Genomic DNA, 25,281 nt, shown 5'->3' on the forward strand with positions numbered 1-25,281 from the left:
ACGATGTGAAAAACCGTTCTGCATGGAACGGTTTTTCTTTTTTTTAAATTTTATACTCTATCACTTTTCCTTCTTTTCTTATGGAACAAAAAACAAGGATAAAGAATACATTTTCAGTGAGTTTTTTTACTATTTTTGCTGAAAATACATATGTAAGTGAAAAAACAATTATTGATAACGGGAATGCTCGCATTGTCAGGCATTTCTTTTGCACAGACCGATCGTTTATGGACTTCCAGCTCCATTAAAACATCCTCTCCCATTTTTGAAAATATGTCAGTTTTCAAAAATCCGCAGCTTTTTCATCTGAATATTACCGGATTAAAAAATGTATTAGCAAAGGCCTCAGAAAAATTAACCGAAAAATCTGAAGTCATTATTTCCTTTCCCAATTCAGCAGGGAAAATGGAAAACTTTAAAGTAACGGAAAATTCTAATTTTGAACCCGAACTTGCTGCAAAATACCCTGATATCAAGTCTTACATTGGTGAAGGTTTGGAAGAGCAAGCTTCAAAAGTCTATTTCAGCATTTCTTCTCTTGGGCTTTCTTCTATGGAAATTTATAGTGACAAATCTACTGTTTTTATACAACCCTACACTAAAGATCTTTCTACTTATATCATTTATAAAAAGTCTGACAGAAAAGATATTTTAAATAAATTTGAGTGTAAAGTTTTAGATGTAGCTCCAAAGGAAAGTCTGAAAACCAATACTAATAAAAATGCTGATGATTCTACATTAAGAACCTTCAGACTTGCCCTTTCATGTACCGGAGAATACGCTTCTTATTTTGGAGGAACAAAAGCTCAGGCATTAGCAGCCATGAATAACACAATGACCCGTGTAAATGCTATCTTTGAAAATGATTTTGCGGCGAAAATGGTCCTGATCGCTGATAATGATGCTATCATTTATACTGATGCTGCCACAGATCCTTATTCTCCATCCTCACAAATGAGAAACTGGAATCTGCAGCTGATGAATACATTAAGCTCTTCCATCGGAAATGATCATTTTGATGTGGGCCATCTTTTTGGCAGAGATGGCGGCGGCGGTAACGCAGGATGTATTGGATGTATTTGTGACAATAATATGGCTACTTACGAAGACCAGGGCATTACCTATCCCAGCAGCTACAAAGGAAGCGGATACACTTCGCCAGCAAACGGAATCCCTTCGGGAGACAGCTTTGATATCGATTTTGTAGCTCATGAAATGGGACATCAATTCGGAGGAAATCATACATGGTCATACGATACCCAATCCGGATTAAAGCCTGTGGAACCAGGCTCAGGATCTACTATCATGGGATATGCCGGTGTTACCAACTATGATGTTCAACAACATTCTGATCCATTTTTCCATGCGTTGAGTATTGAACAAATTACGAGTACGATCAAAATAAAGACCTGCCCTGTAAAATCTCCTACAGGAAATTCAATTCCTACCGCAGATGCAGGCCTTGATTATATTATTCCCAAAAGTACTCCATTCATGCTTACCGGATCTGGAACTGATGCAGATGGAGACCCTCTTACTTACATCTGGGAGCAGATGGATAAAGGAACATCTTCTGAAACGGGAGCTAATTCTGCGGCAAAAGACTCAAAAAACGCAGGACCAATATTCAGATCGTGGACGCCTTCAGGTTCTCCGACAAGGTATTTTCCGGCAATGTCTTCCATATTGGCAGGTGCTCTTAAAACCACAGGAACAGAAATAGATGTTGAAGCACTTCCTTCTGTAGCGAGAACCTTAAATTTCAGACTTACCGTCCGCGATAATAAAGCCGGAGGCGGAGGCAACAATTCCGATGATACAAAGCTGACTGTGAACCCAGCAGCAGGGCCATTTATGATTACCTCACAGAACACTGCGGTTTCTTATATAAAAGGAAGTTCACAAACGGTTACATGGGATGTAGCAGGAACCACAGCTAATGGGGTGAATACAGCTAATGTAGACATTCTATGGTCAACAGATAACGGCAGCACATGGAAAACAATTTTGACCGGAACACCTAATGACGGCTCAGAGAGTATTATAATTCCTGATACTTTAACCAATTCCGGAAGAATAATGGTCAAAGGAAGCAATCATATTTTCTTTGATATCAATAATGCCAATATTTCGGTAAAAAACTCAAATGACGATGCTCCTTCGTCATCCACAGAAATTAAACTGTATCCAAATCCTGTAAAAAGCATTCTTATCCTTACCAATACAAGTAATGAAGAATATAAAATCTACGACATGTCTGGCAGGCTTGTAAGTGGAGGAAATCTTGAAAGTGGAACCGTAAATGTAAATAAACTAACCAATGGAACTTACGTAATCCAGATCGCAGGATTTACAAAACAATTCATTAAAAAGTAGAAAAAATAAACCTGAAACAATAAGCTGCTCATCCGGGCAGCTTTTTTATTTCTTAAAATGCAAAATATTATAATAAATAGGTTTATAAATAAAATTAATTTCAAAATAATAATTTATTTTAGATAAAATAACTAGTATTTAAGTTTTTTAATTTAAATTTATCACACAACAATATTGTATTGTGCTGTTTACCCGGATCGTATTTAAGGGAGCTTCAAGCCGTTTTTTTAACGTCTGATGCCGTTGCTTCTTTTGAATTTATTTTGGTGTAAATTACTATTTCAGCAATTTGCTACGAAAAAAGTCTATTATTAAACAAATTCCAGCCTCAAAAATTTCTATTCTGGACCAGAGAATCATTAGTAATATTCATATCAGTATTTCATGTGAGATCTTTGCAAAAAATTGATGTTTCAAAAAAGGTACATTCCTCTAATACCTCTATAATTTTAAAATAATTTAAAATTTTTTATATGAAACATTTATTTAAGTACCTCTTTTTTTTAGCCATTACTTCATTCTCGGTTGCCTGTAGCTCTGACGATGATGAAGTAATAGACATCAATCCGGATGTGACCACTGTATTCTACAAAAATGCAGATGAACTGGCAGTAACCTATGATCCCGGTAATTCGGTAAGTCAAGCCATAAAAAATCAGGCTTATGACCTATACAAAAGGGGAAAATGGAGTGAGTTGGAATCACTTTTTAAGGCTAATAATTTAAATGGCGGATGGCCGCCTGCCAACGGAGGTTACAATATTGTTGATGATGTTCCTTTACAGGTTGGACAGAAATTCGACAGATACAGCGGAGCGGTTGGCAACTATACCGGCACCGGAGTTCCTACATTGGGAGGAAGTTTTACAAGCCCTATTATCAATGGTTATACTTATACTTTTACCCAAAGAGCATTAAATCAACCGGAAGACAAGTACGATTTTTACTATGAAATCGATGTTTTGAATAGTTCTATGCAGTTTAAAACCCAAACCGCAGACATCATTCCTTGGTTCAGCCAGGCAGGAAAAGGAAAACAAACCATGTGGAAAATCCCTATCGACATCAACACGGGTTATCAGAAAACATGGAATAAGCTGGCTGAAGAAGGCTATATAAAAGTAACCATTAAGAAAAGCCCCAGCGGAAAATACCCTAACTTAGCAGGCACAGTTATTCAGCCATAAAACAATCCAGATGTATTCAATATCAGAAAAAATAAGCATAACCGAAAAAGCTTCTGTTGAAAAAAACACCTTCATCAACGATGAAGCTCTTCCTTCAGCAATAACCACTTTCACCTGCTGTCATTGCGGAAACAAAAATACTATTGCAATAACACCTTATAAATCAGGATTTCCTATTCTACAACTGTACCATGAAGGTAAAATATTATCCAAAGATGAATTGTTAAAGCACAAAATTGCCAACGGAACCTCTCAAAGAATGTTGCATTTCGGAGAATTAACAGTTAATGAATTACCTACTTTATACTTTGGCACCGATTGTATTTCCTGTCATTCAAAATACATAGGCGTTTTCAGCTATGGGGAAAAACAGCCAGGATTGATGATATTGACCATCTCCGGAATCTGGAAATATGAATAATTGAAATCCTTTCTATATCCTATTAAAAGTCCACAAATTTCAGATTGTGGACTTTTTTCTTACTTTAGCGAAGAAACTAATAACATCAGCAATAACCAGGAAAACACGTTAATTCATGAAAAAGATTACTTTACTTCTTTTCATGCTGTTCTTCGGGTCAGCATATTCACAAAAAACACTTGCCCAATATCCTGATGGCCAGTTTCCTTATCAAGGAGGTTCCATCCAATTATTTTCAGATATGCAGGACTATTTCCTGAAAAGCGGCTCAAAACCATGTGATCAGAATGAGATGTATTTTGTAAGCCTAAAGATTGATGAGAATGGTAAACCTGCTTTAGTAAAGAAAAAGAGCGATGATCCTATTATAGAAAAGAACAAATGTGCTTTTACTCTTGCTGTCAAATCTTTAGGGAGCTTAAAAAACTGGCAGCCTGCAGAGCAAAACGGACACAAAGTTGCCGCTTATTTCGATTTTCTATTCCAACCCAAAGATTTTTTTGAAAATTACAAACCCGATTACGATATTGCTAAATCATATCAGTCTGCTGCCATGCCCGGTGGAATAAAAGCATTCAGAAAAGAGGTTCTTGAAAGCTTAAGTAATTATTTGGATTGGGAAACTTACAATCCAAAAGGAACATTTCTTATATCCTTTGCAATAGATGAAAATGGAGAGATCACCAATGTAGATATTGAACCGAAAGTAGAAAACAACAAAATTCTTCTTGAAGATGTAAAATTTGCTCTGAAAAAAATAAAAGGAAAGTGGACTCCGGCAAAAACTAATGGAACACCAGTAAAATCATGGTTTAGAATGCCTATTAACTTTAATTCACGGGAGTAAAATAAAAATATTAGGTAACCCGCGCTATTGGGTCTCGTATTTTACTCCTGTACATTTCACATTTTACAAATCCTTTTCTATCTTTGTGGGAAATAAAAAAATTCATGGATAAAATTGATAGTCTGAACCAAGTAGCAGAATTCCATACTACTTTCAAAGCCCCTATTTTAGATACCCCACAAATTCCTTCTCCGGAAAGATGCAATCTGAGAGTAGAACTTTTACAGGAAGAATTAAACGAACTGAAGCAGGCGATTGCTGACAATAATATTGTAGAAATTGCTGACGCATTGTGTGATCTTCAGTATGTTTTGAGTGGTGCGGTACTGGAATTCGGACTTGGCAACAAATTTGTAGAGCTATTCAACGAAGTTCAGCGCTCCAATATGTCGAAAGCATGTGATAATGAAGAGCAGGCAAAGGAAACTGTTGAATTTTACAAAGCGAAGGAAGTAGAATCTTTTTATGAAAAGTCTGGAGAAAAATTCAATGTTTACAGACAGGCGGATCATAAAGTACTGAAAAACAAATACTATTCTCCTGCTGATTTAAAATCAATTATCGAAAAATAAAATATGAAAAAATTTATTACCAATATTGTTGCCTTTTCAAGCTTGTTTTTAGCAGCACAACAGCTTACCGCACAAAAAGTTGTGGTAAACCGTGAAGTTGAAACCCAGAATGACGGCAAAATGCTTTTGGGAAACCAGTTGAAAGAGCAATTTTTAAAAGCTCCTTACGCAGATTGGTATGTGAAAGAACATGATGAATATGTTCTTGATCAAAAAGCAGTCAGTGAATTAAAAAAAGAGAAAATCGGAACCTATGATATTATTGTTTTCATGGGAACCTGGTGTGAAGACAGCCACAGAGATTTTCCAAGACTGATGAAAATATTGGAAGCTGTAAGTTATCCGGAAAGTAAATTGAATATTATTGCTGTTAACCGTAAGAAAGAATCTCCTGCCGGAGACGAAAGTCTTTACAATCTTCAGAAAGTCCCTACCATTATTCTTAAAAGATATGGAAAAGAAGTAGGTAGAATTATAGAAATGCCTACTACAGGATATATTGAAAGGGATTTGGTTCAAATTCTTAAAAAGAATGATTCATCTGTTATCAAAGAAATTTTTAAATAGATTTTGAGAAATTATAGAACAATATTATCTTTTGTAGCCGGTGCCGGTGCAATGGTGCTGCTGTTTTTGGGTCTGAAATCATGTCTGAACCTGGGAAATAAAACTGAAAAGTCAGATTATTATATTCTGACCAATCAGATTTCCAAGATGAATAAGATGGTGGTTATGGAGCAGAATACTTCCAGTATGCAGAAAACTAAAATGGGCTATGAAGTTTTTGGTAAGGAAATTTCCAGCAACAGTATTATTACTTATACCAAAACCAATGCACAGGTTTCGTATGATCTTAATAAAATGAAGATCGAAGTAGATTCCATCAATAAAAAGCTTATTATTACCGAGCTTCCTGATGCTGAGATCAGAATTACTCCAAGTGTTGAAATCCAATCTCTGGATGATTCTTTTATTAACAGGATCTCGGAAAAAGACATTAAAAATGTTACTGCTAAAGCGAAGGAAACGGCAGAAAAATCAATTGACCAGAATCAGTTGAGAACTGAAGGCCGTAAACAGCTCATGGAAAATCTGAATAATGTTTTTGTTCTGGCTAAGGCTTTAAATTATGAAATAGAAGATAAAACCGGAAAAATTGGTATTCTGGGACTTTAGGGACAAAATATTTCTGTTTGGCAAACCCTTTGAATGATATCATCCATATTGTTGACACTTAAAAATCAAAATCATGGATAGAAAAGGAAAAACCACTAAGAAAGAATCTGCCAATACCGCAGAAACCCAAAAGCAAAATCAGGATTTCCAGAATATTCCTGCAGCATCAAAAAAGACCAATCCGCCAGATATTGATAAAGAAGATGTGCAGAAGTCTTCCAAAAACAAATCAGGAAAAACAGATAACACAAAAAAGTAAAAGGGCGACAACGCTTAATTATAACGAAAAACGAAAAGTTCCGTCTCATACGAGGCGGAACTTTTCTTTCTAACTATCTAACTGAACTTTTGTTTCTATACAATGGTTGATTTTCCGATCTTGATATTTTCAAAATTGTAATATGACTTCTCGGAATATCTGATATGGTCGGCAATAAAGCTTCCCACTTCACTTGTTGAGTAATATTGTTTGGTATTAAGATCAATCGTGACATACTTGTTCTCAATAGCATGTTCTACAGATTGTCTTAATTTATCTGCTGCCGTTTTCAAATTAAGATGATCCAGCATCATAGCCACACTTAAAATAGAAGCAACAGGATTGGCAATTCCTTTTCCTTTCGCTTGTGGGTAAGACCCATGAATAGGCTCAAACAAAGCATTCTTCTCTCCTACTGAGGCAGATGGCAGCAAGCCGATAGAACCTCCGATCACACTTGCTTCATCCGAAATAATATCTCCAAACATGTTTTCCGTTACAATAACATCAAAATGCTTAGGATTAAGAATCAGCTGCATGGCTGCATTGTCTACAAACATATAATCAAGCTGTACATCCGGATATTCAGGTGCAATTTCCTGGCAGGTCTTTCTCCATAATCTTGAAGTATCCAGAACATTAGCTTTATCAATAAGGGTAAGTTTTTTCTTCCTTTTCTGAGCTTCCTGGAATGCCATATGCGCAATCGGAATAATATCTTCGCGACTGTATTTGCAGATGTCATAAGCGTAAGCACCTTCCGGATCTGTAAATTTTTCACCAAAATAGATTCCGCTTACCAGCTCTCTGAAGATCTGGATATCAGCTCCTTCAATAATTTCTCTTTTCAAAGGACTTTTATCAATAAGAGATGCATACGTTTTCAAAGGTCGGATATTGGCAAACAGTCCCAACTCTTTACGAAGTTTCAATAATCCCTGTTCCGGTCTCACTTTCGCTTCCGGATTATTATCAAAAACCGGATCTCCAATTGCCCCGAAAAGCACGGCATCAGATTCTTTACAGATTTTCAACGTTTCTTCGGGCAAAGGATTTCCTGTTTTAAAAATAGCTTCTGCACCGATTAATCCATAGTCAAAATGAAATTTACATTGAAACACTTCAGCGATAGCATCCAATATTTTAATGCTTTCACTGATAATTTCCGGGCCAATCCCATCTCCGGGAAGAACCGCGATTTTAAAATAATTGTCGCTCATTTGCTTTTTGTGTTTTTAATTCGAATTCTGTGATCGCCTGCTTTCTGCTGATTAAAAAATCAATATCGTCATAGCCATTCAGCAGGCATATTTTTTTATAAGAATCTAATTCAAAGGTTTCCGTGGTATCTTTAAAGCTGATCGACTGTAATTCCACATCAATAGCGATTTCATGATCAGGATTTTCATTGATTCCTTCCAGAATTTCTTTTAAAAATTCTTCAGAAACCTTTACAGGAAGAAGTCCGTTATTGAGAGCATTTCCTTTGAAGATGTCGGCGAAATAACTGGAAACAATTACTTTGAAACCATAATCGGTCAAAGACCAGGCTGCATGTTCACGGCTGCTTCCACAACCGAAGTTATTTCCTGCCACTAAAATTTCACCTTCGAATTTAGGATTGTTTAAAACAAAATCCGGATTCGGTTCTCCTGTATGAATATTGAACCTCCAGTCTCTGAACAGATTTTCTCCGAACCCTTTTCTGTCTATACTTTTCAGGAATCTAGCAGGAATAATCTGGTCTGTATCTATATTTTCTGCCGGCAATGGAACTGCGCGGGATTTTAAAACAACTAATTTTTGCATTTATTCTATATTGTTTAGACTTAGAACCACAAAAGGCACAAAAGTTTTCTTTTTTACTTTTCAATTTACTTAACTGAAGTTCACATAAGAATGAAAATCAAAGATTTTCAAAAAGCTTAAGTGTTCTTTTTCTACAAGCAAATGGAATCTTCTTCTTACTTAAGTGTTATCATCTTTTGTGTCTTTGCGGTTAAATTCTTTTTAGTTTACACTTTCAAAAGCTGAAATTTTACCTTCTATGGCTGCTTTTGCTGCGGTAAGCGGGCTGGCAAGAATAGTCCTTGAACCTTGTCCCTGTCTGCCTTCAAAATTTCTGTTGGAAGTGGAAACACAATATTCTCCTTCCGGAATTTTATCATCATTCATAGCCAGACATGCCGAACACCCCGGCTGACGGATCTGAAATCCTGCATCACTGAATATTTTATCCAATCCTTCCTCATAAATCTGTTTTACTACCTGTTGGGATCCGGGAACAATCAGTGCCTTTACAGCCTCAGATTTACTTTTTCCTTTGATATACTGTGCGGCAGAACGAAAATCTTCTATTCTTGCATTGGTACAGCTTCCTATGAAAACATAATTAACCTTAATACTATTTACCGCCTGTCCGGCTTCCAGTCCCATATATTTCAATGCCTTCTCTTCCGATTCATTTTGCGGTGCAGGAATCACTTCGCGGATTGAAATCCCCATTCCCGGATTGGTACCATATGTAATCATCGGGTAAATATCCGAAGCATCAAAGCTGAGTTCTTCATCAAAAATAGCTCCTTCATCTGTCTTCAAAGTTTTCCAATACGCTACTTTTTCATTCCACTCTTCTCCTTGAGGTGCAAACTTTCTTCCCTTCACGTATTCAAAAGTGGTTTCATCAGGAGCAATCATTCCTCCTCTGGCACCCATTTCAATACTCATATTGCAGACTGTCATTCTTCCTTCCATGGACATTTCTTCAAATACATTCCCTGCATATTCACAGAAATATCCTGTTCCTCCATCTGTTCCTATTTTTGAAATGATATAAAGAATTACATCTTTAGGCTGAACATTTTCATTAAGTGTACCATTAACGGTTATCCTCATTGATTTTGGCTTGTTCAGCAATAAACACTGGCTGGCAAATACCTGAGCCACCTGGCTGGTTCCAATCCCAAAAGCAATAGATCCAAATGCTCCGTGCGTAGAGGTATGGCTGTCGCCACAAACAATACTCATTCCCGGCTGCGTAATCCCCAGTTCCGGGGCGATGATATGAACAATTCCCTGATATGGGTGTCCTAACCCGAAAAGTTCAATATTGTTTTTCTTACAGTTTTCTGTAAGCTGTTCTACCTGATTTCTTGAAAGTTCATCTTTAATAGGCTGCTCCTGATGTAAAGTAGGTACGTTGTGATCCGCAGTAGCTACAATCTGTTCCGGTCTGAATATTTCCAGGTTTCTGGATTCAAGTTCCGCAAAAGCCTGAGGGCTGGTTACCTCATGAATAAGATGTTTGTCTATATAAATGATCTGAGGTCCGTCAGGAATGGTTTCTACCACGTGAGCGTCCCAAACTTTATCAAAAAGTGTCTTTTTACTGTTGTTCATTGTTTACTTTATCTTGATTTAAATCAAACCTATCCAATTTTTCTACTGAAAGAATCCATCATCAGGCTCAGATCATCATTTCCTATTTCTTTTTTAAGGTCAGCAATTTTCAAAAATTCCTGATACAGAAAATCAAGTTCATTTTTGGTCACTTCATAACCGATATGCTTGAAACGGTAAGCTAATGCTGAGCGTCCGCTTCTTGCTGTAAGAATAATGGAAGACGCATTCACTCCTACTTCTGCTGGATCAATGATCTCATACGTTTCCCTGTTTTTAATCACCCCATCCTGATGAATTCCTGAGCTGTGAGCAAAAGCATTAGCTCCTACGATGGCTTTGTTTGGTTGTACAGACATTCCCATCAGATCAGATACCATTGCGCTCATTTCATTCAGCATTCTGGAATTCACATCAGTATGCAGATTCAAATCTTTATGCTGTTTTAAAATCATGACGACTTCTTCCAACGCTGTATTTCCTGCTCTTTCTCCCAATCCGTTGATGGTACATTCAATCTGACGCGCTCCGTTGATCGCTCCGGCAATAGAATTGGCAGTCGCCAGTCCAAGATCATTATGACAATGGCATGAAAGCACTGCTTTTTCAATTCCTTTTACGTTTTCTTTAAGGTATTTTATTTTCTGACCATATTCTTCCGGTAAGCAATATCCTGTGGTATCGGGAATATTCAGAACCGTTGCCCCTGCTTTGATCACGGCTTCACAAACTCTTGCCAGATACTCATTATCTGTTCTTCCGGCATCTTCGGCATAAAATTCAACGTCTTCAACATATGTTTTCGCATATCTTACTGCATCAGCTGCTCTTTCAATAATATCTTCTCTTGTGGAGTTGAATTTGTATTTAATATGAGAATCTGAAGTTCCGATTCCTGTATGGATTCTTGGTTTCTTTGCCAACTTCAGCGCTTCTGCTGCTACATCAATATCTTTTTTGTTCGCTCTTGTGAGTCCGCATACCTTCGCATTTTTCACCAGTTTTGAAATTTCTGAAACCGATTCAAAATCTCCGGGGCTGGAAATTGGGAATCCTGCCTCGATAATATCAATCCCTAATTCATCAAGCCTTTCAGCAATTACCAGTTTTTGTTCCGTATTCAGTTTGCATCCCGGAACCTGTTCCCCATCTCTCAGTGTCGTATCAAATATTTCGATTTTTTCGGAATTCATAAGTGAAGTTTTTTACTTAATTTTGGCTCAAAACTACAGCTTGCGATATTTTTTTATTTTCACTTTTCCTGAAAATTACAATATTCAACAGCTCGAAAAACAAATGTATTTATTTATTAATCAATAATTTAATTCCTTAAAATTTACAATGGCAGAATTGCAGAAAGATTTTTTGTTTGTACTGGTAAAGTCATTGACGACCTCTGAAAAAAGACAGTTTAAGCTCTACGTAAACCGGCTCGGAATTAACGTGGATGCCAAATTTCTATTGTTATTTTCTGAGATGGACAAGATGAAAGAATATGACGAAAGTATTATTATTGAGAAAAAAATATCTACAAAACAACAGCTTTCTAACCTTAAAGCCCATCTTTACAAACAGATCCTGGTGAGTCTCCGGATGAACCCAAGTCATCAGAACTATAGAATCCAGCTTCGTGAACAGTTGGATTTTGCCAATATCCTGTATCAGAAAGGACTTTACAAGCAGGCTTTAAAAATACTGGACAAGACCAAACAAACAGCTTTGGAACTGGATGAAAAAAGTATTGCCTCAGAAATCATAGACCTTGAAAAAGTAATTGAGTCACAATTCATTACACGAAGTATTGAAGGCCGTGCCGAAGAGCTTATCAAGCAGTCTCAGGAGATCAGTAAACAAAACCGTTATACGACAAAATTATCCAACCTTTCGCTGAAATTATATAGCGAAATGCTCACCCATGGTTATGTAAAAAATGATGCAGACCGACAGGAAGTCATGGACGTTTTTAACTCCGAGATTAAAAACATCAACCCTGAAAAACTGAATTTCACCGAGAAATTATGGTATTATAAAGCCCATGTCTGGAAAAACCAGCTTTTGCAGGATTATAAATACACGTTGAAATATGCCTACCAATGGGTAGATCTTTTTCACAAGAAGCCTGAAATGATTTACAGTCATCCTGTCTGGTATATCAAAGGGAATACTTATCTGCTGAAAATTCTGTTTTTATATGGAAATATTGATATTCTGGAGGAACATTTTGAGAATTTCAATACAATGGTACATGCGGAGAATTTTGTTCAGAACGAAAACCTACAGTCCCTTATTTTCCTTACCCAATACAATACATTGATGAATATTCACTTTGTAAAAGGAGAATTCTTCACAGGAACCAAGCTTATTCCTGAAGTGGAATTAAAAATGGAAAAGCTGCGGGAAAGAATTGATGAGCACCATTTTATGATTCTCTACCTTAAAATGGCAGCCATGTTCTTCGGCAGTAAAATGTTTGAAAAATCCATTGAATATTCTATGAGGGTCATTGAATCCAAAGGAAATGTACAGGAAGACCTGTTGTTCCATACACGGATTCTGATCTTGATGGCAAAATATGAGTCTGGAAATGATGAAGATTATGATGAATTTATTACTTCTACTTTGAAGTTTGCCAGGAAAATGAAGAAACCGGAAGAATTCCATTTTGAAAGCATTCAGTTTTTTAAGAACCTGAATAATCAGGTACCGGATCAGAGACAGAAAGCATTTGAAAGTTTTGATAAAAAGCTGGAAGAATATTCCAATAATGAATATTACAGACGTTCATTATTCTATATTGATATTCATGGATGGATTAAATCTAAAGTCCGGAATGTAGATGTGATTGAGATTATCAAGCAGAAAGTAAAGTATAAAAGAAAGCATTAAATAAAAACACATAAAAAAGTGTTTTAAAATGACTTAACACTATTTATTTAATGTAAAATTAAACATTACAACTCATTCATTTCTTATAAAAATAATCTCTCGCAGATTGAGCTGATTTTGCAGATCAACATAAAAAATCTGCTTAATTTAATCTGCGAGAGAATAAATCATCTAAAATTGTAAAACGCAATATTTACAGCATGTATTAACAGGTCGCTCCTCTGGAGCTATCATTTTAAAACAAATTACGTACTATTAACCGTTAGCTCCTATTGGAGCTGAATTTAATCCCATCGGGATTTACTGTTAATAGAAAAAATGAAGTGCTCTCAAAATAAAGCTCCATAGGAGCGACCTGTTAATTATGCTTTGATTTAATCAGACAAAAATGATTTTATTTGTATAGGTTTTCTATAAAATTCAGTGCATTTTTATGACTGATTTTTTCAACCAGTTCAGAAGAAAAGCGCTTTTCAATCTCTGTATTGATCGCATTAAAAGCAGATGCATCATCATATCCTTCAAAGAAAAAAGGATGACGCGATTTATCCGGATGGTTTTTGCAAAAGAAAAAATCGGCTCCATAAGCAATTGCATCTTCTCCTCCTAAATCAAGACCATACTGAATATGTTCATATAAAATCTCAGGATTTTTCTCATCAACACAGTTACGGATAAAATTAAGTCCTATTAAACCCTTTCTTTTAATTACCTCTTTTGCCAGTTCATCAGGAAGGTTTCTTTTTTTGTCATGAACCTTTCTGTAGTTGGAATGACTGGCCAGAATAGGAATCTTATAGTTTCTCTGATCGATATAAGTAAGTATTCCGTAGGCAAGCTGATCACTGGTATGAGCGAGATCAATAGCAATGTTTTTTTCGGATACATAATCAAGAAGGACTTTTCCGTCATCTTTCAATCCAACATCAGAATTGTTTCCACCTCCAAAGCGGTTTTCAGTATGATGGGTTATTCCCAGATAAAAAACCCGTTGTGTTTTTCAATAATCGTTTCCAGATTTTTAAAACCGGTATCAAGGGTATCGTCTTCACTACAAAAGCCGGACGCATTTTCAATGGCAGCAATAATCCCTACTTTGTCCGAGTTTTCAGAATTTTTATAATTGTTACCATCAAATAAGAAAAAACTTTCATTTTGCAGGAAATCTGAAAAAATTTCACTCTGCTTTGCTCCATAAATTGTACTATGCTCTCCTGTTGCTGAATATATAGCCATCACCTGGAGCTTTACATTTCCTTCTTTTAAATACGGAAGCGAGCAGCCAAGTTCCTTGTCATCAATTAATGAACCCGGCTCCAGTAAATAGCATAATAAATCGCAGTGCAAATCAAAATTAATAGCATTCATACTTAGATGTAATTTGTTTATTTTTAAATGGTTACATAAATGATAAGATATTTAATATCTGTATTATTAAGAATAAAAAATTAAAGGTGTTTTTCTATGAAAAACGAAATATGGAATTCAGTGAGACTAAAACCATCTTCATCTTTTGCATTTTTAATATTAATTCTCATTCTAAATATGTGCTAATATAGTATTTTATCTAAAAATTCCGTATTTTTGCATCTTAAAATTTCTTAGTAAACAATGATAAAAATTACACTTCCAGACAATAGTGTCAAAGAATTCGAAGGGGCAGTGACTCCTCTAGATGTGGCAAAATCTATAAGCGAGGGATTGGCTAGAAACACCATTTCCGCAATTGTTAATGACAAACAAGTAGAAACGACCACACCTATAACCACGGATTCTACGGTACAGCTTTTGACCTGGAATGATGATCTTGGAAAGAAGGCTTTCTGGCACTCTTCTGCCCACCTTCTGGCGCAGGCAATCCTTGAGTTTTATCCTGATGCTAAGTTGACCATCGGTCCTGCTATCGAAAGCGGATTCTACTATGATGTAGATTTCGGGGATGAAAGCTTATCTGAAAAAGATTTTGAAAAAATTGAGAAAAAAATCTTAGAAAATGCGAAGAAAGGTTCTACCTTCTCTTTATATCCGGTTTCTAAAGACGAAGCTTTGAAGACGTATGCAGATAACCCTTACAAAGTTGAATTGATCTCTAATCTTAATGATGGAGAAATCACTTTTGTAACGCACGATAACTTCACAGATTTATGTCGTGGTGGTCACATCCCGAATACAGGAATCGTAAAAGCGGTTAAAATATTAAATGCAGCAGGAGCTTACTGGAGAGGTAATGAAAAGAACCCACAATTAACAAGAGTATATGGTATTTCTTTCCCTAAACAGAAAGATCTTACAGAATATCTTGAAAGATTGGAAGAAGCTAAAAGAAGAGACCACAGAAAATTAGGTAAAGAACTTGGAATTTTCGCGTTCTCTGAAAAAGTAGGTGCCGGTTTACCACTTTGGCTGCCAAAAGGTACTGCTTTAAGAAGAAAACTGGAGAATTTCCTTTCTGATGCTCAGAAAAAAGGAGGTTATGAATTTGTAATGTCTCCTCACATCGGGGCAAAAGAATTGTATGTAACTTCAGGACACTGGGATAAGTATGGGGAAGACAGTTTCCAGCCGATTAAAACTCCGAACGAAGGAGAAGAATTTTTGCTGAAGCCAATGAACTGTCCTCACCACTGTGAAATTTATAAAACTTCGCAATGGAGCTACAGAGATTTACCAAAAAGATATGCAGAATTCGGTACGGTATACAGATATGAGCAAAGTGGAGAGCTTCACGGTTTAACGAGAGTTCGTGGATTTACTCAGGATGATGCCCACCTTTTCTGTACTCCGGATCAGCTTTCTGAAGAGTTTGAAAAAGTAATTGATTTAACACTTTATGTGTTCAAATCTTTAGGTTTTGAAGATTTTGTCACTCAGGTTTCATTAAGAGATCCTGAAAACAAACAAAAATATATCGGTTCTGATGAAAACTGGGAGAAAGCAGAAAGCGCTATCATCAATGCAGCTCAAAAGAAAGGTTTAAAAACAGTTGTAGAATACGGAGAAGCAGCATTCTACGGTCCTAAGCTTGACTTCATGGTGAAAGATGCTTTAGGAAGAAAATGGCAGCTTGGAACTATCCAGGTAGACTATAACCTTCCGGAAAGATTTGATCTTCACTATATCGGAAATGATAATGAGAAGCACAGACCGGTAATGATCCACAGAGCACCATTCGGTTCTATGGAGCGTTTTATTGCTATTTTACTGGAAAACACTGCAGGTGATTTCCCATTATGGCTAAGCCCGGATCAGTTTATTATTCTACCAATCAGTGAAAAATATGTAGATTATTCAAAAAAAGTTTCACAATTTTTGGAAAATCACGATATTAGCGGTCAGATTGATGACAGAAACGAGAAGACTGGTAAAAAGATCCGTGATGCAGAATTGAATAAAATTCCTTTCATGCTTGTCGTAGGAGAAAACGAAGAGAAAGAAGGCACGATTTCTGTAAGAAGACGTGGAGAAGGAGATCTTGGAGTGATGAAGATGGAGGATTTCGTTGCTTACTTCAAAAAAGAAGCAGCCATATAAATTTAAAATTAAAAGATTGAAGGATTCAAATAATTAATTGGAATCTTTCAATTTTAAATATTTAAATCAATTAAATTAAGTAATTAACCAATAAAATTATAATACAATAGCACAAAGATTTAACAACAGGGGCCCACAGAGACGTCCGGTACAAGAGGACGCTCACTTGATCAACGATAAAATTCGTGTGAGAGAGCTTCGTTTAGTGGGCGATAACGTAGAGCCAGGAATTTACCCAATTGACAAAGCAAGACAAATTGCGGCGGAACAGGAATTGGATTTAGTAGTAATTTCTGACAAAGCAGAACCATTTATTGCAAGAGTATTGGAATACAAGAAATTCTTATACGAGCAAAAGAAAAAACAGAAGGAACTTAAAGCCAAGCAGGTAAAAGTGGTGGTAAAAGAGATCCGTTTCGGACCTCAGACTGATGATCACGATTACGAATTCAAAAAGAAGCATGCTGAAAAATTCCTTGAAGAAGGTTCTAAATTAAAAACCTACGTATTTTTTAAAGGACGTTCGATTATCTTTAAGGACCAGGGAGAAATTTTGCTTTTAAAACTTGCTCAGGAACTAGAGCACGTGGGTAAAGTAGACCAGCTTCCTAAGCTTGAAGGAAAAAGAATGATTATGATGATGAGTCCTAAAAAACCAGCAAAATAATTAAGTCATTATTTTATATAAAAAAACCTCAAAGTAATTTGAGGTTTTTTTATGTATTGATTTCACAATGTTTGACATCTTATTTGTGCTTTTGCCAATGTGGATTAAAAGTATACTTCACTTCAAAAAGTAACTTTATTTACTTTTTGAAATATTGTTTTTGGCTTTTTTGAAAATACTTACTTTAATGTCAGTATTTTACTCAAAAAAATTCATATTTTTGCGCCCAACTAATAACCCGAAAACTAAATTTATAATAGTCATGAGACATTTACTATTTCTAGCATTTTTTTCTGCGGGCTCATTCTATGGACAAAATGGGCAGGTAGATCTAAACTTTGGCAATAACGGAGTCCGTTATGATGCACCAAGTGGAGCCCCGAATATCCAGGTTACAACTGATGGCAAAGTTTTTTTGATGGTTAATAACCAAATAAAAAAACTAACGAATACCGGTACGTTAGATCCTACTTTTGGCACCATGGGTGTTTTTTCAAATCCTAACCCCTATAACAGTATATATCTCTACTCTAATGGAAAGTTATTAACGCAGGAAGCCAACAGCTTATATACTACCAGAGTAAAAAGATTAAATTCAGACGGCACTGTAGATACTGCTTTTGGTACATCAACGAATAATAGTGTTGACTTTAATAATTCAGGATGCTCTCCTTGTATAGAGAACCCACGTATTCACCTTTCTAACAGCAATAACACTAATTCTTTTTTTATTCTGGCAAGTGATGGTTATTATATGGGAGGCCGTGGTGTAGTGGTTTTAAAAAATGAAACGGGTACTTCAGGATTTTCGATTTCACCAGTCTATATTCCTGCAATAACAGGTAGTACAGGAGTTCATATGGGTACAGGTGCAGCAAAAATTCTTAAAGCGTCTGATGGAAGTTACTTTGTGGGAGGTGGCTTATATAAAATTAATAATAATTCAGGTGTCAGCCATAGACAGGGCTCAAAGGCATTTATCGCCAAGTACTCTTCTCAGGGCTCTCAAGATAACAATTTTAATTTTTATGCTTCTCAGGGTTCAGATAGTGGCAGCAATGCTGGTGTAGATTATCAGCTGGATACACAGGATAATGTTTATTTAATGGCTATGGATAATACCTATAACAGTGGCGCGTCATTGTACTACTACCGCATCTATAAAACAGATAAGTATGGAAATTTAGACTACTCTTTCGGCAATACTAATTTTACAGGGAATTTGGATGTTTCTGCCGCTTTTTCATCTGTAACCGCCTATAAAACTAATTTCCGAAAAATGTTTATACAGCCGGATGGCAAAATCTTATTGGTCGGGAACACCACCTATATCATAAATTCAACAACCACTCAGGATAAGGAAATACTACTAGCGCGTTTTAATACCGATGGAACATTAGATAGTACATTTGGAACCAATGGCTATGTTGTACATGATATTGATCCTACAGCTTTTGAAACTTTTGTAGATGCCGGAACTAATTCTGATATGACAGAAATCTATGTAAGTGCAAATCTTAGAAATTCAGCAACGAATTCATTTATTAAAACGGCTCTCGTGAAGTTTAAAAATAATTTCAACAATTTATCTACTAAAGAAAGTACTCCTACTCAAAATGATTTATTATTCTATCCTAATCCTGTAAAGGATATTCTAAAATTCAATACCGAAGGAAAAGTAACGATCTATGATACGAACGGGCAACTGATATTATCAAAAGATGATGTAGATGGAAAAAAAGGTATTGATGTTTCTGAGCTGATACATGGAAACTACCTTATTCAGGTAAAAAACAAAAAAGAAACGTATAATTCCAAGTTTATTAAAAACTGATAATCCAAAAGTAAGGATATTATCATCTTTGATATTTTCAGAATACAATTAAAAAGTTCTCTAAATTTTAGAGGACTTTTTCCGTTTTAAACAAAATCAGAATAGAAAACTTTCTACTCTGATTTTAATATTACACGAGTCAACCTATTTCAGGACTGGTTATTTTGTACGTTTTCATGGAAAAGTTCTACCCTTCAAAATCGCCACAATCATGCTCAGCAAAAAGAGGCAGGGCTTTTTTGGTTGTAAAATACTTCGACAATCTTTTGTTTTTTAGTTCCAGTTTTTTACCTTCCACGATAAGCTCATAAACAGGAGCTTTATCTATTTGAGTTAAAATATATGTTCTTTCCAGTGTTTTAAAGATCGTTTTATTTCCTTCAATAGTATAAGAAAAATCATCAATTTCAAAAGTATCTTTTTCATCACAGACGTTAGTCCAAATTATTTTTTCCTTTGTTATTGATAAACTTGCCAAATCGCATGAATAACAGTTACCCGAAAATTCTATCCCATATTTCTCGTACACCTCTGTACTTTTGTTGTTCAATACATCAATAGGAACCAATGTTGAAAAATCACCCGGAATCTCTGCTACTGCAGCCACATTCTTTACCGGATCAGGAGTTGAAATCTCTTTTGCTGTTATCTTTACAGAATCAACTTTACTCCCTTTTTTTTCTGTAGCCGGTGAGCACGAAGCTAATAAAGTAATCACAATTGAAAAGCTGGTTATTACGTTTTTCATTTTTTAAAATAGTTTAGAATATCTAATTTATCGTTTGGTAAAATTCTCCAAAATCCAGTACTCAATATATCCCTGTTTTCAGCCATTTATTCCCTATATCAGGCGGTTTTGTTGGCTTCTTGATCTGAATACTGATACATTTGCCCAAAAATATAGAAAATGAAAATACTTAATCAAATTTTTATATCATGTATGGTTGTTTTTGTGGGATGCAATCAACAGAATAAAACATCAGAAACTAAAACAGCAAAAACTGAAGTTAAGCAAAAAGTCGTTACATTGGCCGACTTCAAAAAAATCAAAGGGGTAGATAATGTACAGGAGGTACCGTTTCAATTATTTACCACGCTGGATTCTGTACAGTTTTTTGTAACGCCGAATAAAGAGGCTGCTCATCTGAAAATCGCTTATAATAAGCTGGATAATTATTACGGATTCGAAGAATTTGAGGACTTCTACTCTATTCATTACAGCATTAATAATAATATTTCGAACAGCATTGAAGCTTTTGTCTTGAAATCCGAATTCGCTCCGTCATTTACATTAACTTTAAATGGTGTGGATCTTTATGAGATCAGAAGCAGCACATTTAAACAATCTGATGATTTTAAGAATAAGTCTTTCAGTAAATACGGAACAATTGTTGAGATTTCAGAACAGGAATTTAAGGCCAACTCCAAAGCCAAAATCAATGAAACATTAGTGAAAAATCCGAATATGAAACTACAGGATAATAACTGGGTATACAAAGAAAATGGCAGAGAAGAAGTGATTACCCAGCATGAAAATATATCTACAGAAACCGGACCGCTAGCTAATGAATATGTAGGAAGATCACCTTACCTAAACCTGGAAGTTTTCAAAGAAAATTCTGATGAAGTTGCAGATTCTTACTATTCTTTTTACAATATAAAAAATGCAGTTTTGTTTGAATTGGGTACAGATGGTTATCCGCAAATTCTCCCAATCAAGAGCTGGGTTACCTGCATTTCATCCAATAATGATGTGGGCAGCAATTTTATTATCTCTAAATACTTTCCACAAACAAAGAAACAGGATAATCTTTTGTATGTGAATTTCACCAAATTCAAAATAGCAGATGAAAAGAAAGCATTCTGGACCGATAACGATACCTTTTATGCAGAAGTCTACCCTCTTAATTCAGCTTCTGGCAATGGTAAAAAGCAGAAAACGGCTTATATAAAAATCCAGTTGAAGGCTGATCTGTTTTAGTAAGAAAACTGAGAGCATTAGGACCTTAATGGAAATACACTTTACATGTAAAGGGATGAACTTGTGTAAACTTTTATATTTTGAAACATTAAGATCGTATTAAGATGTTGAGAATATTAAGATAAGCTTCGCTTTACGCTTAAAGATAAGAATGATTCATCTTAACTATACTTTATTTCTTAAGCTCTTCCTAATGGTTTTATTAGATAAAAATTTTAGCAATTTCAATAATAAAAACCCCTGAAATCAGCGAGTGTACAGGGAAATAAAGTCTAATATCTTTGCTGCAATTATTTAAAGAGATACAATGAAAAAATTAAGTTTGACCGTCCTTTTTTGTCTATTAAATCTTATGACTTTTGCACAATCGCTAAAAGTAGTTATTAAACAGGACGGAAAAGTGGTACAACCGGTAAATGACGTCTATGAACTGAAAAAATCGCCTTTCCTGTTTGAAATTACTTCTACCGATCTGGAAGGTTTTTTAGTGGGCGCTACGACAAATAAAGAGATCTATGGTGAAGCTTTGGGTGTTTTAAATACTGAAGTTCCATGGTTTCAGAATACAGGGATGGCGGAGGAACTTTATAACAAGGACAAAGAAATGTTTCTGATGGATTCCGCGCCTTCTTATTGGTATTATACGGATGCGAAAGATCACAGATTTGATAAAAATCCTAAAGGTAATGCAAAGCAATGGACTGCCACACGTACTATAACAAGGTTTTATGATATCATGGCAGACCAGCCTATCAATTTAAAAGATTTTGACGGCAGAGTTTTCATCCTGATGTATCAGCCTGAATATAACGACGAATATGATTTAACAGGAAAGAAAAACCTGTTTCAGGCTGCGTTGAAATTCAAAGATTAAAACAAACACACCGATTATTTGATTATATAAGAAAAAGGTCTGCTTTTACGATGTAAGCAGGCCTTTTTTGTAGATGAATATTTTATTCGATAATCAAACCGTATTCTATGGCTAACTTTATAGCTGAACTCAGGTTGGATGTCTGAAATTTTTCAATAAGATTCTTTCGATGGCTTTCTACGGTGTGCGGACTTATAAAAAGCTTTTCCGCCATTTGATTGGTGGTAAGTCCTTTTGCTGCTTCCCCCAGAATTTCCTTTTCCCTTCGGGTGAGTTTCGGAACCTGACTCAATCCGTCAGTCGATTTTTTCTCCAAAACAGATTTTGTCTGAGAGCATAAAAACCTGTTACCGCTGTATACAGCATTAATTCCTTCAATAATTTCGGAAACTGAAGCATTTTTTTGAATGTATCCTAAAGCCCCTTCAGCCAGAGTACTGTTAATTACAGGCAGTTCATTATGGACACTAAGGATAATAATCTGAAGGTCATTGTACTTTTTCTTTAAAGGCTTGATGAGTTCAATACTGTTGGTATCAACCAGATTGATATCAAGCAACAGAATATCAACTGCATGTTTGGCAAGACCTGCATTCATTTCCGGAACGTTTTTGAAACAATCAACAACATCTATTGTTTCGCTGTTTCCTAAAATATTTTTAAGTCCTTCCAATAGAAGCGGATGATCGTCTGTTATGGCTACTTTTATCATGTTTAATGAATAGGGATTTGAAGTTCTATACTGGTGCCAATATTTAATTCGGAGGTGATATTCATCGTTCCTTTTAAAAACTGGACCCTGAGTTCTATATTGTGAAAACCTGCCGTTTTTCTAACGTCTAAGTTGGTATGATCGAAACCTTGACCATTATCCTCTACTGTGAGATTCAATAGGTTTTCCTCTTCGCTTATCTGAACAATAATTTCGGAAGTATCGGCATGTTTTATGGCATTGTTGACCAATTCCTGAATAATCCTGTAAATAATCAATTGCTTTTCTTTCGATAAGGAATTGCTGTAATTGATAAACTCGGTATGGATTTCCAATGCATTGTTGGAAATTCGGGAAGCAAACTCCTGAATAGCAACTTCCAATCCGTATTTTGTTAATAAATCGGGCATTAAGTTATGTGCCACCCTTCTCAACTCTTCTACCGCCCCATCAATCTGTTGAATTGATTTTGAAATTCCTTCTTCAATATTTTCTGATTGCTGAGGATTTAAATAAGAAAGTTGATGCTTAGTTCCGGAAAGCAAACCTCCCAGTCCGTCGTGGAGATCACGGGCCAGACGGCCACGCTCCTGCTCCTGCCCTTCAAGCAATGCGGTAAGGGTAGAAATTTTGGAGTTCTGTTTCTCCTGTTCCAAGGCTAAAGCATGCAGTTCGTCTCTTCGCTTAATAGACTTTGCACGTTGTTTATAGGCATAAAGCAGTAACAAGATTAAAACGATAAAGAAAATAATAAAAAAGATGTAATAGGTATTGATCTTCTCTTTGAAGGCCAACAGCTTTTTGTAGTTACCAATATCATTATTTTTCTGTTGGGTTTCCAACTTTGCCAGACGGAGCTGCTGTTCTTTTTTTTCTGATTCAAGTTCTGAGAATTTCAGCCTTTCGCGCTGGTTTTCTTCCACCAGTTTTAAGTTGTTGTACACTTGTTCACGCTGCGCACGCAAAATATTAATCAACTTAATTTCCTGAGCTTTTTTATCACTTTCCAGCTGTAACTTGATGTACTTCTGCTCCTGTCGTTCTTTATCAAACTGAGATTCTAATCTTTTGGTAATATCCAGTTTTTCCTGATCATAAACGCTTTTATATTTATCTAAATACCCTTTATAGTACGTGAGCGCTTCTTTGTAATTGCCCTGTTCTTCACTGATTCTGGATAAAGATTCAAGGATAGACAATTCTATCATATGATTTCTCACCGGGCTTTTTCCAATTTCCATAGAAGCTTTCAGAAAGTAGGACTTGGCTAAATCATAATTTTTATCCTGCAATGCCAATTCTGCTAAAATCCCAAATGACGAAGCAATGTGAATAGCGTCACCAATTTCCAGACTCACCTTATTCGCCAACTGGGCATATTGCATTGCCTTATTGCTGTCAAACTCAGTATATAAATTCGCTAAATTGATGGCAGCATATGAAAGGCTGTTTCTGCTAAGCATCGCATCTTTATTTTTATTAAAAGTAGCAATAGCCTGTAAATAATACTGTTCTGTTTTATTCCTAAACACTGTATTGGATGGATCTTGTGTATATTTTTGTTCATATACGTACCCCATCCGCATGTAAGCATCAAAGATAAGATTGGGATCATTTTGTTTGGAAGCTAACAATAGAAATTGTTTGCTGTATTTTTCTTCCAGCTGATATTCATTCAGGTCAGCATAAATGGCAGATAATTCCTTGGCCGTATTACCCAATCTTCCATATAGTGTGGAAGTTGTTGGCGAGTTTTCATAATATTCAATCGCTTTTAAGTAGGCTGCAACAGCATCTGTTGTTTTATTATCCCTTGTAAGAATCCAGCCTTTTGCGTAGTAAAAGTAACCTTTTGCTTCATTGCTATTCGTTTTTAAGCTGTAGGCCTTTGCCATATCCAGGCTTTTTAAAGATTCAGCTGTTTTGTTATCAAGGCGATAATTCATCGCCTGAACGGCATATAAGATAGCAGCATATTTTCCATCGGTCTGTTTTGCGGCGATGGAAATGTTGGTATTTAAAATCTGGTAAGATTTAGATTTAAGATTATGGAAAAATAAAGCAGTAGCGTATTTAGGAGCAAGATTCAGCTGCTCTGCCGTATTGTTTGAAGCATGGCTGTATTCTCTTTCCAATCTGTTCAAAACCTCCTGTGCCTGAGTAAAAAACGGACAAACCAATAAAGTCAATATAAATAATACCCTGTATACCAAACCCTTATCTTTGTTAAGTTGCATTATAGTAAAGGACGTAAATATAAGTAAATAGCTTCTAATTCATTTTGAATCTGTATTATTGATTCCCAACATATTTTTATCAGTGCTGTTGTCTGATTTACTTTTTCATTATAAAATAAGTTTGGCCTCATACTTTTACAGCTTCTTCTTCACTCAATTCTAGTTTGTTATTGTTTTTACCCATGTTTTTAATGTTGTGTTAGCTCGAAATAAGGATTTATCATTGAATTGGGTGTGAAAAAGAAAGCTATAAAAGTGATCAATGAAAGATTTCAACCTTTGTATCTTCAGTAAATTGATGAGTCAAAGATAAAAATAGAGA

The 25,281-nt window shown here is 35.7% G+C and carries 23 protein-coding genes; 14 read left to right on the forward strand and 9 right to left on the reverse strand.

All coding sequences use genetic code 11. From position 1 onward, the window contains the following. The first annotated feature begins 156 nt into the window (after window positions 1-156). The 8 genes from RAH34_RS08325 to RAH34_RS08360 all read left to right on the forward strand — a co-directional run bounded on the left by RAH34_RS08325 (window position 157) and on the right by RAH34_RS08360 (window position 6,838). Entirely contained in the window at window positions 157-2,376 is a 2,220-nt protein-coding gene (locus tag RAH34_RS08325; protein WP_306595819.1) for a zinc-dependent metalloprotease, read from the forward strand. A gap of 473 nt (window positions 2,377-2,849) precedes the next feature. Continuing rightward, the gene (locus RAH34_RS08330) at window positions 2,850-3,563 is read left to right on the forward strand and encodes a glycohydrolase toxin TNT-related protein (protein ID WP_114820083.1); all 714 of its coding nucleotides are present in this window, start codon (window positions 2,850-2,852) and stop codon (window positions 3,561-3,563) included. 10 nt (window positions 3,564-3,573) lie between these two features. Further along, window positions 3,574-3,984 (forward strand): hypothetical protein, encoded by a 411-nt coding sequence (locus RAH34_RS08335; RefSeq protein ID WP_306595820.1) that lies wholly within the window; start codon window positions 3,574-3,576, stop codon window positions 3,982-3,984. Between the two features lie 115 nt (window positions 3,985-4,099). After that, window positions 4,100-4,831 (forward strand): energy transducer TonB, encoded by a 732-nt coding sequence (locus tag RAH34_RS08340; protein WP_306595821.1) that lies wholly within the window; start codon window positions 4,100-4,102, stop codon window positions 4,829-4,831. 104 nt (window positions 4,832-4,935) lie between these two features. Further along, the gene (locus RAH34_RS08345) at window positions 4,936-5,403 is read left to right on the forward strand and encodes a nucleoside triphosphate pyrophosphohydrolase family protein (RefSeq protein WP_027372233.1); all 468 of its coding nucleotides are present in this window, start codon (window positions 4,936-4,938) and stop codon (window positions 5,401-5,403) included. A gap of 3 nt (window positions 5,404-5,406) precedes the next feature. Next, on the forward strand, window positions 5,407-5,970 hold the full coding sequence (locus RAH34_RS08350) for a thioredoxin family protein (protein WP_306595822.1): 564 nt from the start codon (window positions 5,407-5,409) through the stop codon (window positions 5,968-5,970). Between the two features lie 3 nt (window positions 5,971-5,973). Beyond that, window positions 5,974-6,579 (forward strand): DUF4230 domain-containing protein, encoded by a 606-nt coding sequence (locus RAH34_RS08355; RefSeq protein WP_114820080.1) that lies wholly within the window; start codon window positions 5,974-5,976, stop codon window positions 6,577-6,579. Window positions 6,580-6,652: 73 nt separating this feature from the next. After that, window positions 6,653-6,838 (forward strand): hypothetical protein, encoded by a 186-nt coding sequence (locus RAH34_RS08360; RefSeq protein ID WP_114820079.1) that lies wholly within the window; start codon window positions 6,653-6,655, stop codon window positions 6,836-6,838. Window positions 6,839-6,933: 95 nt separating this feature from the next. Here the strand turns inward: RAH34_RS08360 and leuB are convergent, their stop codons facing one another. The 4 genes from leuB to RAH34_RS08380 form a co-directional block, all read right to left on the reverse strand. Next, complete coding sequence (leuB, locus tag RAH34_RS08365) at window positions 6,934-8,058, reverse strand: 3-isopropylmalate dehydrogenase (protein ID WP_306595823.1); 1,125 nt, start codon at window positions 8,056-8,058, stop codon at window positions 6,934-6,936. Continuing rightward, window positions 8,039-8,647: a 3-isopropylmalate dehydratase small subunit gene (gene leuD, locus RAH34_RS08370; protein ID WP_306595824.1), complete on the reverse strand. Its 609-nt coding sequence runs from the start codon at window positions 8,645-8,647 to the stop codon at window positions 8,039-8,041. Before leuD ends, leuB begins: the two co-directional genes overlap by 20 nt. A gap of 201 nt (window positions 8,648-8,848) precedes the next feature. After that, window positions 8,849-10,237 (reverse strand): 3-isopropylmalate dehydratase large subunit, encoded by a 1,389-nt coding sequence (gene leuC, locus RAH34_RS08375; RefSeq protein ID WP_114820076.1) that lies wholly within the window; start codon window positions 10,235-10,237, stop codon window positions 8,849-8,851. 29 nt (window positions 10,238-10,266) lie between these two features. Next, on the reverse strand, window positions 10,267-11,430 hold the full coding sequence (locus RAH34_RS08380) for a 2-isopropylmalate synthase (protein WP_114820075.1): 1,164 nt from the start codon (window positions 11,428-11,430) through the stop codon (window positions 10,267-10,269). A gap of 148 nt (window positions 11,431-11,578) precedes the next feature. Between RAH34_RS08380 and RAH34_RS08385 the strand changes: the two genes are divergently transcribed. Further along, entirely contained in the window at window positions 11,579-13,123 is a 1,545-nt protein-coding gene (locus RAH34_RS08385) for a hypothetical protein (RefSeq protein ID WP_114820074.1), read from the forward strand. A gap of 394 nt (window positions 13,124-13,517) precedes the next feature. Here the strand turns inward: RAH34_RS08385 and RAH34_RS08390 are convergent, their stop codons facing one another. Together RAH34_RS08390 and RAH34_RS08395 are read right to left on the reverse strand one after the other, a co-directional pair. Beyond that, window positions 13,518-14,102 carry a dipeptidase gene (locus tag RAH34_RS08390; RefSeq protein WP_306595839.1) on the reverse strand — a complete coding sequence of 195 codons (585 nt, stop codon included), beginning with the start codon at window positions 14,100-14,102 and terminating at the stop codon, window positions 13,518-13,520. After that, a complete protein-coding gene (locus RAH34_RS08395) occupies window positions 14,093-14,491 on the reverse strand; it encodes a hypothetical protein (protein WP_306595825.1) in 399 nt (132 codons plus the stop codon). The genes RAH34_RS08390 and RAH34_RS08395 overlap by 10 nt, the downstream gene beginning before the upstream one ends. 243 nt (window positions 14,492-14,734) lie before the next feature. On the opposite strand from RAH34_RS08395, the gene thrS reads away from it, so the two are divergent. From thrS to RAH34_RS08410, 3 genes are all read left to right on the forward strand, one after another. Then, a complete protein-coding gene (thrS, locus tag RAH34_RS08400) occupies window positions 14,735-16,654 on the forward strand; it encodes a threonine--tRNA ligase (protein WP_034694469.1) in 1,920 nt (639 codons plus the stop codon). Window positions 16,655-16,820: 166 nt separating this feature from the next. Continuing rightward, window positions 16,821-17,321, forward strand: coding sequence for a translation initiation factor IF-3 (gene infC / locus RAH34_RS08405; protein ID WP_027372223.1), 501 nt, complete (start codon window positions 16,821-16,823; stop codon window positions 17,319-17,321). A gap of 262 nt (window positions 17,322-17,583) precedes the next feature. Next, the gene (locus RAH34_RS08410; protein ID WP_306595826.1) at window positions 17,584-19,155 is read left to right on the forward strand and encodes a T9SS type A sorting domain-containing protein; all 1,572 of its coding nucleotides are present in this window, start codon (window positions 17,584-17,586) and stop codon (window positions 19,153-19,155) included. 187 nt (window positions 19,156-19,342) lie between these two features. Here RAH34_RS08410 and RAH34_RS08415 read toward each other — a convergent pair whose 3' ends face one another. After that, on the reverse strand, window positions 19,343-19,903 hold the full coding sequence (locus RAH34_RS08415) for a hypothetical protein (RefSeq protein ID WP_306595827.1): 561 nt from the start codon (window positions 19,901-19,903) through the stop codon (window positions 19,343-19,345). A 159-nt stretch (window positions 19,904-20,062) separates the two neighbouring features. On the opposite strand from RAH34_RS08415, the gene RAH34_RS08420 reads away from it, so the two are divergent. Then, window positions 20,063-21,136, forward strand: coding sequence for a resolvase (locus tag RAH34_RS08420; RefSeq protein ID WP_306595828.1), 1,074 nt, complete (start codon window positions 20,063-20,065; stop codon window positions 21,134-21,136). A 352-nt stretch (window positions 21,137-21,488) separates the two neighbouring features. Continuing rightward, a complete protein-coding gene (locus RAH34_RS08425) occupies window positions 21,489-22,010 on the forward strand; it encodes a hypothetical protein (protein ID WP_306595829.1) in 522 nt (173 codons plus the stop codon). 82 nt (window positions 22,011-22,092) lie between these two features. Here the strand turns inward: RAH34_RS08425 and RAH34_RS08430 are convergent, their stop codons facing one another. After that, window positions 22,093-22,722: a response regulator transcription factor gene (locus RAH34_RS08430; protein ID WP_306595830.1), complete on the reverse strand. Its 630-nt coding sequence runs from the start codon at window positions 22,720-22,722 to the stop codon at window positions 22,093-22,095. Between the two features lie 2 nt (window positions 22,723-22,724). Continuing rightward, on the reverse strand, window positions 22,725-24,959 hold the full coding sequence (locus RAH34_RS08435) for a sensor histidine kinase (RefSeq protein WP_306595831.1): 2,235 nt from the start codon (window positions 24,957-24,959) through the stop codon (window positions 22,725-22,727). Window positions 24,960-25,281: the final 322 nt, after the last annotated feature.

It is taken from the genome of Chryseobacterium sp. WLY505 (assembly GCF_030846215.1).
In the GTDB taxonomy this organism is placed as follows: Bacteria; Bacteroidota; Bacteroidia; order Flavobacteriales; family Weeksellaceae; genus Chryseobacterium.

Excerpts from the sequence above, each read along its gene's own strand:
- leuC (WP_114820076.1), bottom strand. The coding sequence starts at position 10,237 with ATGAACAACAGTAAAAAGACACTTTTTGATAAAGTTTGGGACGCTCAC.
- RAH34_RS08350 (WP_306595822.1), top strand. The coding sequence starts at position 5,407 with ATGAAAAAATTTATTACCAATATTGTTGCCTTTTCAAGCTTGTTTTTA.
- RAH34_RS08410 (WP_306595826.1), top strand. The coding sequence starts at position 17,584 with ATGAGACATTTACTATTTCTAGCATTTTTTTCTGCGGGCTCATTCTAT.
- RAH34_RS08425 (WP_306595829.1), top strand. The coding sequence starts at position 21,489 with ATGACTTTTGCACAATCGCTAAAAGTAGTTATTAAACAGGACGGAAAA.
- RAH34_RS08435 (WP_306595831.1), bottom strand. The coding sequence starts at position 24,959 with ATGCAACTTAACAAAGATAAGGGTTTGGTATACAGGGTATTATTTATA.
- RAH34_RS08415 (WP_306595827.1), bottom strand. The coding sequence starts at position 19,903 with ATGAAAAACGTAATAACCAGCTTTTCAATTGTGATTACTTTATTAGCT.
- RAH34_RS08395 (WP_306595825.1), bottom strand. The coding sequence starts at position 14,491 with ATGAATGCTATTAATTTTGATTTGCACTGCGATTTATTATGCTATTTA.
- RAH34_RS08380 (WP_114820075.1), bottom strand. The coding sequence starts at position 11,430 with ATGAATTCCGAAAAAATCGAAATATTTGATACGACACTGAGAGATGGG.
- RAH34_RS08420 (WP_306595828.1), top strand. The coding sequence starts at position 20,063 with ATGAAAATACTTAATCAAATTTTTATATCATGTATGGTTGTTTTTGTG.
- RAH34_RS08430 (WP_306595830.1), bottom strand. The coding sequence starts at position 22,722 with ATGATAAAAGTAGCCATAACAGACGATCATCCGCTTCTATTGGAAGGA.
- RAH34_RS08335 (WP_306595820.1), top strand. The coding sequence starts at position 3,574 with ATGTATTCAATATCAGAAAAAATAAGCATAACCGAAAAAGCTTCTGTT.
- RAH34_RS08385 (WP_114820074.1), top strand. The coding sequence starts at position 11,579 with ATGGCAGAATTGCAGAAAGATTTTTTGTTTGTACTGGTAAAGTCATTG.
- leuB (WP_306595823.1), bottom strand. The coding sequence starts at position 8,058 with ATGAGCGACAATTATTTTAAAATCGCGGTTCTTCCCGGAGATGGGATT.
- RAH34_RS08360 (WP_114820079.1), top strand. The coding sequence starts at position 6,653 with ATGGATAGAAAAGGAAAAACCACTAAGAAAGAATCTGCCAATACCGCA.
- leuD (WP_306595824.1), bottom strand. The coding sequence starts at position 8,647 with ATGCAAAAATTAGTTGTTTTAAAATCCCGCGCAGTTCCATTGCCGGCA.
- RAH34_RS08330 (WP_114820083.1), top strand. The coding sequence starts at position 2,850 with ATGAAACATTTATTTAAGTACCTCTTTTTTTTAGCCATTACTTCATTC.
- RAH34_RS08340 (WP_306595821.1), top strand. The coding sequence starts at position 4,100 with ATGAAAAAGATTACTTTACTTCTTTTCATGCTGTTCTTCGGGTCAGCA.
- RAH34_RS08345 (WP_027372233.1), top strand. The coding sequence starts at position 4,936 with ATGGATAAAATTGATAGTCTGAACCAAGTAGCAGAATTCCATACTACT.
- thrS (WP_034694469.1), top strand. The coding sequence starts at position 14,735 with ATGATAAAAATTACACTTCCAGACAATAGTGTCAAAGAATTCGAAGGG.